Here is a 16,063-nt window from a genome sequence, read left to right on the forward strand (position 1 = left end):
TGAAACGGTCTTGCGCGTGGTTTCCCGCACCGACGGCAAGGCACGGTCGCGGGCGTTGTTTTTTCGGATATATTTCCACAAAATGCCGGGCATGCCCCCTTGTGTGCCGGTCGCCCCGCAGGTATGTTCGTATCCATGCCCTCGTCCGGAATGCTCGAGTGTACGTGCGAGCAGATCCTGCAGTTCGCCCCGGTGTCGGTCATGCTCATCGACGCGGAGGGGGTCATCACCTTCGTCAATGATTGGCACCTTGCGCATTTCGCCAAGGGCAAGTGGGATCGCGATCGTTTTATAGGGAAAAAGATTCAGGAGCTTCCCGGCATCGTTTCCGCCGGGGTCGGCGACGACATCCGCGCGATACTGGACGGCCGGACCATCCACCTGGAAGCCTTCTACACCGATGCCTGTAGCGGCGGCCAGTCGGCCTACCAGAACCTGCGCGGCACGCCCATCCGCAAGGACGGCAAGGTCGTCGGCGGCATCGTCATCCGCGAGGACGTGACCGAGCTCGTCATGTCCCAGCACCTGCTCTCGGAAAACCAGGCCATCTTCAAGACGCTGCTCGACGCCACGCACGATTCCATCATTCTTTCCGACCTCGACGGCTACATTCTCATCGCCAACGAGGAGGCCGCCAGGCGGCGCGGCAAGACTGTGGACGCGCTCATAGGCGCAAGCCTCTACCACTCCATGTCCTCCGAGTTGGCCGAAGCCCGGCGGGCACGGCTGCTCGAGGCGGCGCGCGGGAACCGGCTGCTCTCCTACGAGGAGCGCCAGGGCGAACAATGCTGCCAGGTGAGCCTTTGCCCCATCGCCGACGACCAGGGCCGGGTGATCCTCATGGCCAGCTACTCGCGCGACATCACGGCGCTCAAGGAGACCGAGAACCAGCTGCGCCGCGAAAAGGAACTGGCGTTTTCGGCAAGCCAGGCCAAGTCCCAGTTTCTCGGCAACATCACCCATGAACTGCGCACGCCCTTAAACGGCATCATCGGCGCCACCCAGCTTGCGCTCCAGGGGGACGGCCAGGACGATCAGCGGGAGCTGTGGAACATCGTCGAAGCGTCGGGCAAACGGCTGCTGGCCATCGTCAACAACGTGCTGGAGCTCGCCGACATCGACGCGGCGGCCATCGAGCCCATGTTGTCGGCCTTCGACGTGGACCATCTGGTCGCCTCCCTGGCCCGGGGGTATTCCGTGCGGGCCAAGGTCAAGGAGCTCGGCTTTTCCGTGCGCTTCGACCCGCACATCCCGCGCCAGCTCGTGGGTGACGCGTTCAGGCTGCGCCAGATCCTTTCAAACCTGCTGGACAACGCCCTCAAGTGCACGAAAAGCGGTTCCATCGAACTGCGCGTCAAACGGATCGCCACCAGCCGCCTGCCCGTCGCCCCCAATTATCGCACCCTGCTGTTCATGGTCCGCGACACCGGCATCGGCATCGCCAAGGAATGCCAGCACCGCATCTTCGAGGATTTCGAGCTGGCCGAGCACTACCTGACCAAGCGGGTCAGCGGCGCGGGCGTGGGGCTTGCCATCGCCCGGCACCTGACGGAAATGCTCGGCGGCAGGATCTGGGTGAAAAGCGCGCCGGGACGGGGCAGCACCTTCTACTGCGCCATTCCCTTCGCCCTGCCGGAATACGCCTGCCAGGGCCTGCCCGTGGTCTACCAGGGCGGGGAAGGCGGGGAGACGGCCTTCGACCCGGCCGACCATGCCGTGCTGCTGGTCGAGGACGAGCGCATCAACCGCCTGACCACCGGCCGCGCCCTGGAGCGGCTCGGCTACCACGTGCTGGAGGCGGCCAACGGCCAGGAGGCCCTGGCGCTTTTGTCCCGGGAAGCGGCCGACATCATCCTCATGGACATCCAGATGCCGGTCATGGACGGCATCGAATGCACCCGCCACATCCGCAACGGCGAGGTGCCGCGCATCGACAAGGCCGTTCCCATCGTGGCGTTGACCGCCTACGCCAGCGGCAAGGACCGCGATCGTTTCCTGCGCCTGGGCATGAACGACTACCTGGCCAAGCCCCACAGCATCGAGCAGCTCGGCGAAGTCCTGGAGGCCAACCTCAAGGCGGCCGGCACGGGCAGGGCGACGACGCGCGCCTGATGCGCGCGCGACGGTCGCCGCTGCCGCCGCATCGCCAAGGATAAGGCTTTGGGAACAATGCCGGTCACGTCTTCGCCGCCCTTGGGCGGAAGACGGCGCAGGGCCGGTCAGTCGCCGTTTCGCGGCGGCTGGTGCAGGAAAAAGGTTCCTTGCGAGCGCAGGATGTCCGCGTCGCAGGGCATGGCCGCTTCCTTGAGCTCCTCTTCCGAGCGCCCGAAGACGTAGCTCGTCAGCGTGTAGAGCAGCCGGCCCCGGGCCAGGAAGGTCTGGCGCACGAGCTGCAGCCGCACCACGCCCTTTTCGTCGGCCACGTTGCGCAGGTAGATGGCGTCGTAGGCCTGCCGGCCCTGGAGCAGCATCGGCCGGCAGCGGATGTTGTAGCCCTTGAGCGTGTTCGCCACGTAGTCCTTGACCAGCTCGACGTTGGCGAAATCCGAACTCGTGGGCAGGAAGTCCTCGGGCTTTTCGCTGACGCACACGTAAAATGCGCACTCCCCCTTGCGCGCCGTCACCGAAGTCAGGCACGCGGGCGTGGTCTCGGCCGTGACCTCCCAACCGCGCGGCGGCACGAAGCTGAACAGGTAGCGGGAATCGACGTAGCGTTGCAGAGGCTTTTCGTTGCAGCCGCCGGCCAGGGCCAGCGCCAGGGCCAGCAGGGGCGCAAGGAGCCTTGTCGGGCGCAGTCGCGCCGGGCGCGTGCGGCGCGGCGCGGCGTCCGGCAGGGCGCGGGCCCTGCCGTGTCGGTACGTGTCGGGCAACGAAAGCTCCTTGCGACAGGGGATACGCCCTGGCAGGCGCAAGCCCCAGGGGTGCCCCCAAAAATGTTCCTGCATCTCGCGGGCATGACCGTAGCACGGCGGCCCCGCCGCCTCAACCGGGCCGGGAGCGCGTGGAAAATCCCCCACGGCGCGGGCTACGGCCTTGCCCGGCGGCCCGTCCTGCATTATCCTCGAAGGTGTCCTGAAATGGTCTACCAAGGAGGGGGGGCCATGACCGACGCCATATCGAGCGCGCAGTCGGCGCTTGGCGCCCTGTCCACATCCATGGCCGCAACGGCCAACAACGTGGCCAACGCCGACACCGACGGCTACAAGTCCCAGGAAGCGCAGCTGACCACGGGGCCCGACGGCCAGGGCGTCCAGGTGGCTGGCATCCGCAGCGACGATTCCGCGGGCGGGCTCAACCCCGCCATGGTCAGCGGTTTCAACGCGGCCGGTGTGTACGAGCCCAGTGCGGGGCTGTCGGAAATGAGCAATGTGGACCTCGCGCGCCAGACCGTGAACATGGTCGAGGCTTCACGCGCCTTTGAAGCCAACGTCGCCGTCATCCGCACCGCCGACGACATGGCCGGCACCCTGCTCGACCTGCGCGTCTAGCGCCCTGCGCCGTCTTCTCGCGCGCATGCGCCTTTTTCCCTGCGGCCGCCCGTCGCCGTATCTTTTTGCGTGACAATTGCGTCAGGAAATTGACAACCCCCGTCACCGGCTATAGAGCTTGAAGGAAGCCGCCAGGAACGCGGCATTTTTCCGGAGGCCAGATGGAACTGATCGTTTCCGGCATGGTGGGGGAGAGCCCTTGTCTCGGCGAAGTCCTGCGCGTGCTGGCCAAGGTCGCGCCCACGGACAGCACGGTGCTCGTCACGGGCGAATCCGGCACGGGCAAGGAACTGCTCGTGCGCGCGCTGCACGCCAACAGCCGCCGGGCCGGCAAGCCCTTCGTGCCCGTCAACTGCGGGGCCATCCCCCGCGAGCTGCTCGAATCGGAACTGTTCGGCCACGAGAAGGGCGCGTTCACCTCGGCCGTGCGCACCCGCCAGGGGCGGTTCGAGCTGGCCGAGGGCGGCACCATCTTTCTCGACGAAATCGGCGAGATGGACCTGAGCCTGCAGGTCAAGATCCTGCGCGCGCTCCAGGAAAAGGAATTCGAGCGCGTCGGCGGCGACAAGACGCTCAAGGCCGATGTGCGCATAGTGGCCGCCACCAACCGCGACCTCGAGGAAGAGGTCCGGGCCGGCCGGTTTCGCGAAGACCTCTATTACCGCTTAAACGTCATTCCGCTGCACCTGCCCCCCCTGCGCGAGCGGGGCGAGGACATTCTCCTTTTGTCCGACCATTTCCTGCGCCGCTTCTGCCGTCAGAAAAACCGCGAAACCCTGCGTTTCGCCCCGGACGCCCAGGACCTGATCCTGCGCTATCCCTGGCCGGGCAACGTACGCGAGCTCGAAAACTTCATGGAGCGTCTCTCCATCCTGTGCGAGCACGACCAGATCCAACTTTCCGACCTGCCGCGCAAGATCCTGGACAACGCGGGCGTGGCCCCGCCGCCGTCGGTCGTCGCCGCGCCGGCGGGATTCCGCTGGCCGCGGCTGACCGACCTCGAGGAGAGGTCCATGGGGCTCAAGGAATTTTTGGACACGCTCGAGGAAAAGCTCCTGCTCGAAGCCCTGGAGCGGGCCTCGGGCGTCAAGAACCAGGCCGCGGAACTGCTCGGCATCAAGCGCACCACGCTCATCGAGAAGCTCAAGAAACGCAACCTGGCCGGCGAATGACCGCCGGAGGCTTCCTCCCCGCATGTTTTCGCCTGCCCCAGGCAAGTCGAGCATGTTCCTTGCATGAGGACGCGGCGTGAGCCACTCCCTGTCCGCCGGCTTCCGGCTTCTCCTCCTGACGGCCCTGGCCGTCCTGCTCCCGGCAGGCGGGGTCCTTGCCCTGACCCTGTCCACGGTCAGCCGGCCGGACACGGATTCGCTCCTGCTCCAGTTCGCCAAGCCCGGCATCTATCCCCTGGTCAGCCGCACCGGCCCGGCCGAGATCAGTCTGGCCTTTCCTCCGGGCACGCTGACCCCCGAAGACAAGCCCGAAGGCGTGGACTTCGGCGCTTCCCAGTTCATCGAGGGCGTGCGCCTTGCCGGCGACACCCTGGTCGTGCGTCTGAAAACCGACGCGTTCGGCTTCGTCGGCTGGCCGCAGGGCGAGCGGGAGCTCAAGGTGCAAGTCTACCGCGATCCCGCCGGGGCCAACTGGCGGCCGCCGGCCGACGCGCAAAACGCGCAGACCACCTATCCACCCCGGGACGAAACGCCGGCGCAACAGCCCGCCGCCGCCCTCAAGCTCCCTGTCACGCCGCCCAACAACAAGCCCGGCCCCCTGGAACTGCCACCGCTGCCGTCGTCGCTCGGCCAGGGCGGCGCCGCACCGGCCGCGCCTGCCGGGGCGGCGCCTGGCGCGCAAAAGGCCGGGGATGCCAAAGAACCGTTTTACGCCGTGCCCTATTCGTTGCGGGCCACGGCCATGCACGTTTCGCCCGAGAAATCCCCGACCCTGCGTCCCACCGGCATGGAGCCGCTGACCCCGCCGTCGGCGCGCGCGCCATCCGTGGGCGGCGACATGCCCGTCGTCGCCCAGGGCGGCAGCGGGGCAGGGGAGTACCGCGTCAAATTGCCGCCGATTCCGCCGGCCGTGGCCGCCGCCGGCGAGGCGCGCGGGGCCGTGACCCCGCCGCCTGCGGCTGCGCCTGCCGCCGCAGCGGCTCCTGCGGCCGGCGCGGACGCCAAGCCCGCGGCCGTGGCCGAGGCCCCGACGAAAAAGCCCGAGGACGCCATCCCGCCGCCCAAGGAAGAGGACCACGACGCCAACACCCTCGTCGCCGCCCAGGCCGAAAAGTTGGCCGGCAACTACGACGCGGCCATCACCATGATGTCGGACCTGAAAAAGAAGTCCGACCTGTCCAAGGACGTGCGCGAGGAGACGCTGCATTCCCTGGCCGCGACGCTGCTCGACAAGTATCGGGAAGAGCCGGCCGCGCATTACGACGAGATCCAGGGCGCGCTGCTCGAGGCGGTCAACGCCAACACCGATTCCTTCCGCGTGCCCGAGGCCATGCTGCACCTCGGCATGCTCAACTTGCGTGCCGGCAACATCCCCGAGGCCAAGGGCTATTTCAATGTGTTGCGCAAGAAATACCCTTCGGACGCCAACGTGCCGCTGATCAACTTTTACTGGGGCGAATACTATTTCGATCGCGGCGATTTCAAGAAGGCGGCCGAGGAGTACCAGACGCTCATCGAGAAGTTCCCCGAGAGCAAGTACGTGCGCGAAGGCGCGATGGGTCTGGCCAAGACCCTGGTCCGCCTGGGGCGTTACAAGGAAGCGGCCCAGATCGCCGACTACATCAACAAGCGCTGGCCGCGCTACTATGTGGAATTTCCGCAAATCCTGCGCATCGAGGGCGACATCGCCTTCAAGAACGGCGACATGAAAAAGGCCCGCGACGACTACATGCTCTTTTACAACATGACGCCCAAGGTCAAGGACGAGGACCTCGTCCTTTCGCGCCTGGGCGACATCTACGCCAAGCTCGGCAACCGGCCGGCGGCCGTGGATTTCTACAACATGGCCGTCAAGGACTACCCCGACGCCGAGGGCGGGCTGATTGCCAAGATGCGCCTGGCCGAGCAGGGCGTCCACGACCAGCCGACCATCTCCGAGATGTTCTCGCTGTTCGACAAGCCGGCCTACGGCAGCCCCGAGGACATCTACGAGGGCATCATCCGCGACCACCCCAACAGCCCCCTGGCTCCGCTGGCGCAGATCAAGCTGGCCATGTGGCTGCTCTACCGCCAGAACTATCCCGACAGCCTCAAGGCGGCGGCGCGCTACCTGGAGCGCTATCCCAAAAGCGAGCTCGCGCCCAAGGCCGAGGAAGTGGCGATCGCGGCCTTCGAGAAGATGGCCGGCGACCTCATCGCCCACAAGGACTACGCGCGGCTCGTGGCCGCCTACCGCGACAACCCGATCCTCGCCGCCAACAGGGGCATGCTTTCGGACCAGACCCGCCTGGGGCTGGCCCTGGCCTATCTGCGCACGGGCAAGACCCGCGACGCCCTGGCCGAGGCCCTGCCCTACATCGGCCCGCGCGAGAACGACAACGGCATGATGGCCCTGACCATGGCCATGGGCATCTACGAGGACGAGCGTTCCTGGCGCGACGTGGTGGAACTGGCGCGCAAGGTGCAATCCTGGAAGTTCGGCGCGACCCAGCGCCGCCGCCTGGAATACGTCGTGGCCCAGGCGCTCGAGAACCTCGGCGAATCGGACCGGGCCATGACCATCTGGCGCAAGCTCGCCGGGGACCAGGCCCTGGAGTCGGGCAAGCGCTGCTACGCCATGTACTTCATGGCCCGCGCGTCCATGGCGCAAAAGGACTTCGCCAAGGCCGAACTCTATGCCGGCGAGGCCGCCTTCATGTTCAAGGAGTCCGGGCAGGACCCGGACAAGCGCAAGGCCGCGCTCAACATCCTCGTCGAATCCACCCGGGCGCAGGGGCAGTTCCCCAAGGCCCTCAAATGGGCCCGGGAGTACGCGGACATGTGCAAGGAGGGCGACGACGACTGGGCGTCCAACCGCCTGCGCGAGGCCGCCATCCTGCGCGCCATGGGCGACATGGACGGCTGGCGCAAGACGCTGGTCGCCATGCGCGACGCCGCCCCCGATTCCCTCTACGGCCGCATGGCCGCCTCGGACCTGGCCACGAACGGCCTGGAAAGCCGCCTCAACGCCCTGACCCAGCCGCAGTAGCGCGCGTGGCGCGCCGTCTTGTCAACGCGCCCCGAAGCGGGCTACAGTCCGCATGCTGGCCCCTTGTCCTTCCCCGGGCCGGCAAGGAGACGCTGCCGTGACGCGCGATGCCCGTTCCCCCGATCCCGCCCTCGTCCGCGCCCCGGTCGTGGCCGGCCGGTTCTATCCCGGCTCGGCCAAGGCCCTGGCGCGCGACGTCGCGGGCTACCTCGCCGGGGCCGACCCCGAACTGGCCGGCCCGGCGCTGTTGTGCATGGTTCCCCACGCCGGCTACGTGTTTTCCGGCGGGGTGGCCGGCCGGACGCTCGGCGCGGCCGAGCTCCCGGACACGCTGCTGCTGCTTGGCCCCAACCACACCGGCCTTGGCGCGCGTCTGGCCGTATGGCCGGGCGGGGCCTGGGAGATTCCGGGTGCGACGGTGCCGGTGGCGGAGGCGCTCGCCAAGGAACTGCTCGAAGCCGCGCCGCGCCTTACTGCGGACCGCGCCGCGCATCTCGGCGAGCATTCGCTCGAGGTCGTGCTGCCGTTTCTTTTTGCCCGAAACCCCGCCGTACGCATCGTGCCCGTGGCCGTGGCCGAACCCGACCCCGCCGTATTGGCCGAGGTGGGCAAGGCCGTGGCCGAGACGCTGCGCCGCGGCGGGCAACCCGTCGGCATCGTGGTCAGTTCGGACATGAGCCACTACGTGTCCCATGAAGCGGCCAAGCGCCGGGACGCCCTGGCGCTCTCCCGCGTCCTCGCCCTCGATCCGCGCGGGCTGTGCGAGGTGGTGCGCCGGGAGGGCATCACCATGTGCGGCGTGCTGCCCATGGCGCTCGGGCTTTTTACTGCCCTGGAGCTCGGCGCGCGCGAGGCGTTCCTTGCGGCCTACGCCACCTCCGGCGAGGTCACGGGCGACATGGAGCAGGTGGTGGGCTACGCCGGAGTGCTCGTGCGCTGACGGAAACCGACAAACCAGAGGAGACGACGTATGCGTAAACGCCTTGCCGCCGTACTCGTGTTTGTTACCGTGTGTTTCCCCGCCGCCGCGCTGGCCCAGTTCGGGCTGTTGCAACAAGGCATCGACGCCGTGACCGCCGGGAAAAAGTCCGCCGCGCCATCTGCCGGGGGCGCGAGTGCCGCCCCGGGAGCCGCAGCCGGAACCCTGGCCAGGGACACCACCTATAAAAACGCGGCCCGCAATTTCGAGTTCACCGTCCCCGCCGGCTGGAAGCTCGAAAACGGCGACCCGGGCAGCGAATCCGTGCTGTTCATGAAGCCCGGCACGACGTGGTCCTTCCAGTTCCACATCGAGCAGATGGTGCCGAGCTTCCCGCGCAAGGCGTCGGTGGACGCGTCGCTCAAGCAGGCCAAGGAAATGGTGACCATCAAGAAGTACCAGGAGGCGCGCCGCCGCGACGACGGCAACCCCAAAACGAAGTGCGGCGTCATCGGCTGGGAGATCACCGAAGCGCCCCAGAAAAACGATTACGAACGTATCATCTGGCAGGCCTACGACGGCGAGAACTTCTACATGAACTTCATGGCGGCCAGCGAAAACAAGGACTTCGAGACCGCACGGGCCACCCTGCGCCAGATTATGGACTCCATCCGCTTCTGCCGTTAGGATCGCCCGCAATTCGGCCCCGTGCCGCAGCCTTGGAAAAAGAGGAAACAATGAAGCGCATGCCCCGCCTGACCACCGGAAGCGGCCGTTTGGCCGCGCTCGTTCTCGCAACCGTAATGCTGTCGTCCTGCGCGGTCTACACGCCGCCGCAGCCGCAGATGGGCGCGGTGGAAAATCCCTCCGTCCTGCCCGGCGCCGTGCGCACGGCCGAATGGGATATCGGAGCCACCCCCTACACTTGGCAGGGACAGGGGCTCAACTATTACGCGGCCGGCCTGTACCCGGTCCTCCTGCTTTTTAACAACCACTCGAACCGCTATCCGGTCATCTATGCCCAGGAGTGCCGGGGCATCGGCGTCAACGGCGCGGAATACCCGCCGTATTCGATGGAGCAGGCCGCAGAGGTGGTGTTCGCCTCCACGGCTTATCAGAAAAGCGCCGAAGCGGCGGTTGTCGGCGGCCTGACCGGTGCGGCCGTGGGTGCGGGCCTTGGGGCGCTTATCGGCTCGGCCTTCAACCACGGCTGGGGCGCGGGCCCTGGAGCGCTCATCGGCGCGGGCGCGGGCGCCATCGGCGGCGCGGCTCTTTCCCAGCGGCCGACCATGGAGCAGTACCGCGCCTCCCTGTACCAGGAGATGAGCACCTATGCCTGGCGGCCCTCGCCCATCGCGCCCGGCGCGCTGGTACCCGGCTACCTCTACTTCCCGGCCAACCTCGGCATCCATTCCGTGCGCGTGGTCCTGCGCGTGGACGGCGCCATGCAGACCTTTATCGTGCCCGTCAGTCAGGCCGCCTGGTAGGCGGCGCGGCCGCGACCTGTACGCCGGCCTCCGGACGCGTCCGGGGGCCGGCATTTTTTTGCGCCGGCGTCCGGACGGCGTTCCCGGAAAAATATATTCGCCTCCCGCGTGGTGCGGATGAAACGTCCGGGCGTCTCGCTGCGACTGAAACGCGAGACACCACCATGCACATCCTCCCACACCTTTCCGTCCCTCGCAACGCGTCCCTTGTTGGCTTTGTCGCCGCCGCCTGCCTGATCGGCCTGTGGACGAGCCTCGTCCCCCTGCTCGGCGCGGACGGCTCCCGCCTGCCCGGCGATCTCATCGACAGCCGGTTCATCGGCTACGTGCTGGAGCACGGCTGGCTGTGGCTGACCGGGCATGAGGCGGGGTTCTGGAGCGCACCGTTTTATTATCCCATGACGCGGACCCTGGCCCTGTCCGACAACATGGCCGGCGCGCTCCCCCTCTACGCCCTTGTCCGCAGCTTTTCCCCCACGCCGGAGCAGGCCATGGTCTGGTTCCTGGTTCTGTGCTTCGGGCTCAACTGGAGCGCGGCGATCATGATGGCGCGAGGCTTCGGCGCGAGCCTTGGGGCGTCGGTCGTGGCCGCGTATCCCGTCGTTGGCGGCATGACTATCGCCGCCCAGGCCATGCATCCGCAGTATCTGCTGCTCTATCCCGTGCTGCTGGCGTTTTGGCTGCTCGGCCGGTTCCTGCTCGCGCCCGATGCCGGGCGCGCCGCCATGCTGGCCCTTGGCGCGACGCTGCTCGCCCTGACGTCTTATTACTACGCCGTGTTCTTCCTGCTGATGGCTGTCGTGGCCGCCGCCCTGCAAGCGCTAAGCGACCGGGGGCGGTACGGCGCAGGCCTGCGGGCATTTCGTTTCTCCCCCTCGTCCTTGGCGACGCTCGCGGCCTGTCTGCTCCTTCTGGCGTGCAATTATCAGCCGTATTTCATGGAGAGTCTGGAAACGGGGCCCTGGCCGACGGCGATGACCAGGGGGTTGTCGCCGAGCCTTGCAGGGCTGGTTGCGCCGCCGCCGGGCAGCTTCGCCTGGGGCTGGTTGGAAGGGCTGACGCGCGTCGGTTCCGAGGGGCATCTGTTTGCGGGCTTTTTTCCCCTGGCCGGACTGGCCTGCGGCTGCTTTCTGCTGTGGCGGCGTCCGGACAGGCAGGGCGCGCTGGCCGGCGCGCTGGCCGTGGCGGCGGCAGCGGTCTGCGTGCTTTTTCTCGACATCTGGGGGACGGCCAGCCCGTTGCGCCACGTGCCGGGACTTGCCGCGCTGCGTGTGACAACGCGGGTGACGGTGGTGGCTCTGCCGTGTTTTGCCGTCTGCCTGGCCCTTTGTCTCGACCGCGTCCTGCGCAGCTTTGCGCCGGCGCGCCGGGGCTTGATGCTGGTTGCGCTTCTGGGGCTCGTCGTCACGGACCAGTATGTCGCGCCCCAGGCCTACCCGAGCCACGCCTGGGCTCCGGCCCGGGAGCGGGTGACAGCCCTGGCCGCGCGCGTCCCGGCCGATGCCGCCGTCATCTACGTCGATCCGGCCGTTTCCATGGACGATCCCGGCTACTGGGCCGTGCATGTCGACGCCATGCTCGCAGCGCAGCGCCTGGGCAAGGCCACCTACAACGGCTACACGAGCTGGCTGCCGCCCGTGCTCGGGCTTTTCTACGCCAGGGACACCTGCGGCAGCCTCGACGCCTGGCGCAACGTGGCCGCCGCGCTCTACCGGCCCGGTGCGGACAGGGCGGCGCTCTACGCGGATTCGGCTTTCCTCGGGCGGCTGCAATGCCCTGTCGATCCGGCTGCCCTGGAGATTCCCCAGGGGCGTCACCAGGGACCCCTGCCGGCAGGCGAGCGCCGGGCCGATGTGCGGGCCGTGGCCGCGTTCGATCCGGGCAGCCGTCGACTCCGGGTCGATGCCGTTGTCCGCAACCTGGGCGGCAGCTCCCTGTACGGCCTGGGCGATTTCTCCCACCAGGGCGCGGTGTTCCTGATGGCCGGCGTCTATGACGGCCAGGGCAGGCGGACCGAGGTCCCGTTGGGACGCCTCGAGCATGCGATAGGCCCCGGCGCGACGCTGGCCCAGCGCGGCGAGGCGCAGTTGCCGCCCGGCCTCGAACCCTGGCGGGTCGAGGCGTTCCTGGTCCAAGCGCCGGATGGGGCGTTTTCGGGGCCGCCCGAGCGCGCGGCTCCCGTCACGGTCTGCGTCGGTTGCGTGCAATGAAAAAGGGCCCCCTGGCGGGGGCCCTTTCATTTTTCGTTGGGTCGAGGCGGGTTGCTAGTCGCGTCCGCCGCGGTCGCGTCCGCCGCGGTCGCGATCAAAGCCGCCACGCCGGTCGCCCCGGTCACGGTCGCCGCCGGGACGGCGCGGACCTGCGGTCTTGGCGTAGTCGGCCGGGTCGTAGGGGATGCCGCGCTCCTCGTTGAGCACGGCCTTGCGCGAGAGCCGGATGCGGCCCGTGGGCTCCTGCTCGAGCACCTTGACCGTGATCTGCTGGCCGAGCTTGACCACGTCGGAGGGCGCGCCCACACGCTCGACGTCGAGCTGGGACACGTGGCACAGGCCCTCGAGCCCGGGCAGGATCTCGATGATGGCGCCGCAGTCGATGATCTTTTTCACCGTGCCCGTGTAGTTGGCCCCGACATCGGCATGCTGGTCGTAAAACAGCACGCGCTCTTTGGCCTTTTCCAGGGACTCCAGGGTGGGGGCGAAGATGGAGATCTTGCCCGAATCCTCGATGTCGATGGACGCGCCGGTGTCGGCCGTGATGGCCTTGATGTTCTTGCCGCCGGGTCCGATCACTTCGCGGATTTTTTCCGGATTGATGTTGACCACGGCCAGCTGCGGGGCCAGCGGCGAGAGTTCGGGCCGCGGCGCGGCAAGCGTCTCGGCCATGCGGCCGAGGATGTGCAGCCGGGCTTCCTTGGCCTGGTTCAGGGCCTGGCGCATGACGGCCTGGGGGATGCCCGTGATCTTGATGTCCATCTGGATGCCGGTGACGCCGTGGGCGGTGCCGGCCACCTTGAAGTCCATGTCGCCCATGGCGTCCTCGTCGCCGAGGATGTCCGTGAGCACGAGGAAGTCGTCGCCCTCCTTGATCAGGCCCATGGCGATGCCGGCCACGGCTTCCTTGACCGGGACGCCGGCGTCCATGAGCGCGAGCGACGCGCCGCACACCGAAGCCATGGACGAGGAGCCGTTGGACTCCATCACCTGGGAGACCACGCGCATGGTGAAGGGGAATTCCTCGGGGCCGGGCAGGACCGGCAGGATGGAGCGCTCGGCGAGCGCGCCGTGGCCGATCTCGCGCCGGGACGGGCCGCGCATGGGCTTGACCTCGCCCACGCAGTAGGGCGGGAAGTTGTAGTGGAGCATGAAACGCTTGTAGGTCTCGCCGTTGAGCGTTTCGATCTTCTGCTCGTCGCCGGTGGACCCGAGCGTGGCCACGCACAGGGACTTGGTCTCGCCCCGGGCGAAGATGGTCGAGCCGTGAGTGCGCGGCAGCACGCCCACCTCGATGCCGATGGGGCGCACGGTCTTGGTGTCGCGGCCGTCCAGGCGGATGCCGGTCTCCTTGATGAGCGCGCGCAGGAGTTTTTTCTCCATGCCCTCGAGGATGTCGCCGGCCTTGGCCTTGTAGGTGGGCTCGTCCGGGAAGGCCGCGAGCACGGCCTCGATCACGGCCTGCTTGACGGCCTTGCGCGCCTCGCGGCGGGGCATCTTGTCCTTGATGGCGAAGGCGGCCTTGAGGCCGGCCTCGGCCTTTTCGTGGACCAGCTTTTCCAGTTCCTCGATGGGCGCGGGCGGCACGAAGGCGATCTTCGGCTTGCCGGCCTTTTCGCGCAGTTCCTCCTGGAGGTCGATCAGGGGCAGCACGTTCTTGTGCCCCCACTCCAGAGCGTCGGCCAGCATGTCCTCGGACACGAACTGCCCGCCGCCCTCGACCATGACCACGGCGTCGCGGGAGGCGGCGAAGGTCAGGTTGAGGGTGCTCTCGGCTTTGATCATGGGCACGGTGGGGTTGAAGACGAACTGGCCGGCCACGTAGCCCACGCGGCCGCCGGCGATGGGGCCTTCGAAGGGGATCTTGGAGATGTGCAGCGCGGCCGAGGCGGCGGTCAGGGCCAGCACGTCGGGCTCCACCTGGCCGTCGGCCGAGAGCACGGTGGCGATGATCTGCACCTCGTCGCGGAAGCCCTTGGGGAAAAGGGGCCGGCAGGGGCGGTCGATCAGGCGGCACACCAGCACCTCGCGCTCGGAGGGGCGGCCGATTTCGCGGCGGAAGTAGGAGCCCGGGATGCGCCCGGCGGCGTAGGACATTTCCTGGTAGTCCACGGTGAGGGGGAAAAAGCCTTTCTCCTCGGGCAGGGCCTGCGTGCAGGCCGTGACCAGCACCACGGTGCCGCCGGACTGGACCCAGACGGCCCCGTCGGCCTGGTTGGCCAGGCGGCCGGTTTCAAGGATGACGGCATTGCCGCCGATGGTGGCTTCGAGTCGGATGGGATCGAACGTGAGAGTCATGGGCACCTCGCTGAAGAGTGGGGATGGACGACGAACGGTGTCAGCCCTCCCGCCATGCAGCAGGCGCGACGGCAGCCGGGACGGCGGGTCCCGGGAGCGGGCGCGCATAATGCATGCGCGGGAAGGAAGCGGGGCCTGCCGCAAGACAGGCCCCGCTTTTTGACGCTACTTGCGCAGTCCGAGCTTCGCGATCAGGTCGCGATAGCGCTGGATGTCCTTTTTCTTCAGGTAGTTTAAAAGTTTGCGGCGCTGGCCGACCAGCTTGAGCAGGCCCGTCCGGGAATGGTAATCCTTGGGGTGAGCCTTGAAATGCCCGGTCAGGTACGTGATGCGCGCCGTCAGCAGGGCGACCTGCACCTCGGGGGAGCCGGTGTCGCCGTCGTGCTTCTTGTGTTCCGTGATGACGTTTGCCTTGTCTTCGGCAGTCATAACCACAGCGCTATCCTCCAGTGTTGGGGGTGGAAGTTCGCTCGGGGACGGTACGTCCGCCGCGCCGGGCCGGTTGCGGGTCGCCGAAAAGACCGCGCAGGATGGCCCACCTGTGTCCACCGTCCGCTTCCTCGGCCCTGGCCAGGGCCAGGGGCCGGGAGTCCTCGTCGCAAAGCAGGGCGTTTTCCCCGGCGAAGGCCTCGCGCCCGGCGCGCACGCGCACGCCCTGGCGCACCAGGGCGGCGGCGTCGGCGTCGAGCGCGACGGTCCGCCAGTGGGGCAGGGCCGCCTCGAGCGGGATCACCCGCCCGGGAAGGCTCTGCGGATCGGCCAGGATGTCCTCCAGGCCGTGCGCCTGCCGCAGTTCGAAGGGACGGCTTGCCTCCCGGGTCAGGGCGGTCATGACGGCGCCGCATCCAAGGCGCTTCCCCAGGCTGTGGACCAGGGAGCGTATGTAGACGCCGGCGGAGACCCGGACCCGGAACGTCGCCGACGGCAGCGCGAGATGCTCGAGCCGCGCGTCGAAGACGGAAATTTTCTTGCGTTTGACCGGGGTGGCCAGGCCCTTGCGGGCCAGTTCGTACAGGGGCCGTCCCTGGTGCTTGGCCGCGGAATAGGGCGGCACCTCCTGCTCCGTCTCGGCCTTCCAGGCGGCCACGGCCGCTTCCAGCGCGGCCTGTCCCACGTGTTCCCAGGGCGCTTCGGCCGTCACGGCCCCCTGGATGTCGTAGGTGTCCGTGGTCATGCCCAGGCGCAATTCGCCGAGATAGGCTTTTTCGCCTTCCATCACATAGGGCGCGATCTTGGTGGCTTCGCCGAGGAGCACCACCAGCACGCCCGAGGCCAGGGGATCGAGGGTTCCGGCATGGCCTATCTTTTTTTGCCCCAGCCGCTTGATGGCCGTGAGGCAGGCCGTGGACGTCGGCCCCGAGGGCTTGTCGAGCGCCAGCACGCCGTGGAGTTGGGGCAGGGCGGGCCGGATATGGCGTCCTTTCTGGTTTTGCATGAGCGGATGAAACCTGAAAAATCTGC

General features: G+C 67.8%; 12 protein-coding genes. 8 read left to right on the forward strand and 4 right to left on the reverse strand.

Annotated features, from left to right (window positions below):
- Positions 1-135 precede the first annotated feature (135 nt).
- Positions 136-2,112, forward strand: coding sequence for a PAS domain-containing sensor histidine kinase (locus Q368_RS0105585; RefSeq protein WP_043785178.1), 1,977 nt, complete (start codon positions 136-138; stop codon positions 2,110-2,112).
- Between the two features lie 107 nt (positions 2,113-2,219).
- Here the strand turns inward: Q368_RS0105585 and Q368_RS0105590 are convergent, their stop codons facing one another.
- Positions 2,220-2,870 carry a hypothetical protein gene (locus tag Q368_RS0105590; protein WP_245611289.1) on the reverse strand — a complete coding sequence of 217 codons (651 nt, stop codon included), beginning with the start codon at positions 2,868-2,870 and terminating at the stop codon, positions 2,220-2,222.
- 231 nt (positions 2,871-3,101) lie between these two features.
- Between Q368_RS0105590 and Q368_RS0105595 the strand changes: the two genes are divergently transcribed.
- From Q368_RS0105595 to Q368_RS0105625, 7 genes are all read left to right on the forward strand, one after another.
- Positions 3,102-3,488, forward strand: coding sequence for a flagellar basal body rod protein FlgC (locus Q368_RS0105595; protein WP_029457986.1), 387 nt, complete (start codon positions 3,102-3,104; stop codon positions 3,486-3,488).
- Positions 3,489-3,649: 161 nt separating this feature from the next.
- Entirely contained in the window at positions 3,650-4,660 is a 1,011-nt protein-coding gene (locus Q368_RS0105600; protein WP_029457988.1) for a sigma-54 interaction domain-containing protein, read from the forward strand.
- A 76-nt stretch (positions 4,661-4,736) separates the two neighbouring features.
- The gene (locus Q368_RS22965; protein WP_245611290.1) at positions 4,737-7,688 is read left to right on the forward strand and encodes a tetratricopeptide repeat protein; all 2,952 of its coding nucleotides are present in this window, start codon (positions 4,737-4,739) and stop codon (positions 7,686-7,688) included.
- Positions 7,689-7,785: 97 nt separating this feature from the next.
- A complete protein-coding gene (gene amrB, locus Q368_RS0105610; protein WP_029457989.1) occupies positions 7,786-8,628 on the forward strand; it encodes an AmmeMemoRadiSam system protein B in 843 nt (280 codons plus the stop codon).
- A 30-nt stretch (positions 8,629-8,658) separates the two neighbouring features.
- The gene (locus Q368_RS0105615; protein ID WP_029457990.1) at positions 8,659-9,294 is read left to right on the forward strand and encodes a hypothetical protein; all 636 of its coding nucleotides are present in this window, start codon (positions 8,659-8,661) and stop codon (positions 9,292-9,294) included.
- Positions 9,295-9,344: 50 nt separating this feature from the next.
- Complete coding sequence (locus Q368_RS0105620) at positions 9,345-10,094, forward strand: hypothetical protein (RefSeq protein ID WP_029457991.1); 750 nt, start codon at positions 9,345-9,347, stop codon at positions 10,092-10,094.
- A gap of 164 nt (positions 10,095-10,258) precedes the next feature.
- Positions 10,259-12,304, forward strand: a complete 2,046-nt coding sequence (locus Q368_RS0105625; RefSeq protein WP_029457992.1) for a hypothetical protein — start codon at positions 10,259-10,261, stop codon at positions 12,302-12,304.
- A gap of 54 nt (positions 12,305-12,358) precedes the next feature.
- Here the strand turns inward: Q368_RS0105625 and pnp are convergent, their stop codons facing one another.
- The 3 genes from pnp to truB form a co-directional block, all read right to left on the reverse strand.
- Complete coding sequence (gene pnp / locus Q368_RS0105630; RefSeq protein WP_029457994.1) at positions 12,359-14,602, reverse strand: polyribonucleotide nucleotidyltransferase; 2,244 nt, start codon at positions 14,600-14,602, stop codon at positions 12,359-12,361.
- A 165-nt stretch (positions 14,603-14,767) separates the two neighbouring features.
- Entirely contained in the window at positions 14,768-15,037 is a 270-nt protein-coding gene (gene rpsO, locus Q368_RS0105635) for a 30S ribosomal protein S15 (protein ID WP_029457995.1), read from the reverse strand.
- Between the two features lie 4 nt (positions 15,038-15,041).
- Positions 15,042-16,037: a tRNA pseudouridine(55) synthase TruB gene (truB, locus tag Q368_RS0105640; protein WP_029457997.1), complete on the reverse strand. Its 996-nt coding sequence runs from the start codon at positions 16,035-16,037 to the stop codon at positions 15,042-15,044.
- Positions 16,038-16,063: the final 26 nt, after the last annotated feature.

The organism is Solidesulfovibrio alcoholivorans DSM 5433, from assembly GCF_000702665.1.
Lineage (GTDB): Bacteria > Desulfobacterota > Desulfovibrionia > Desulfovibrionales > Desulfovibrionaceae > Solidesulfovibrio > Solidesulfovibrio alcoholivorans.

Coding starts and splice junctions, on each gene's coding strand:
- pnp (WP_029457994.1), bottom strand. CDS start 14,602: ATGACTCTCACGTTCGATCCCATCCGACTCGAAGCCACCATCGGCGGC.
- truB (WP_029457997.1), bottom strand. CDS start 16,037: ATGCAAAACCAGAAAGGACGCCATATCCGGCCCGCCCTGCCCCAACTC.
- Q368_RS0105625 (WP_029457992.1), top strand. CDS start 10,259: ATGCACATCCTCCCACACCTTTCCGTCCCTCGCAACGCGTCCCTTGTT.
- Q368_RS0105600 (WP_029457988.1), top strand. CDS start 3,650: ATGGAACTGATCGTTTCCGGCATGGTGGGGGAGAGCCCTTGTCTCGGC.
- Q368_RS0105595 (WP_029457986.1), top strand. CDS start 3,102: ATGACCGACGCCATATCGAGCGCGCAGTCGGCGCTTGGCGCCCTGTCC.
- Q368_RS0105585 (WP_043785178.1), top strand. CDS start 136: ATGCCCTCGTCCGGAATGCTCGAGTGTACGTGCGAGCAGATCCTGCAG.
- Q368_RS0105615 (WP_029457990.1), top strand. CDS start 8,659: ATGCGTAAACGCCTTGCCGCCGTACTCGTGTTTGTTACCGTGTGTTTC.
- Q368_RS0105620 (WP_029457991.1), top strand. CDS start 9,345: ATGAAGCGCATGCCCCGCCTGACCACCGGAAGCGGCCGTTTGGCCGCG.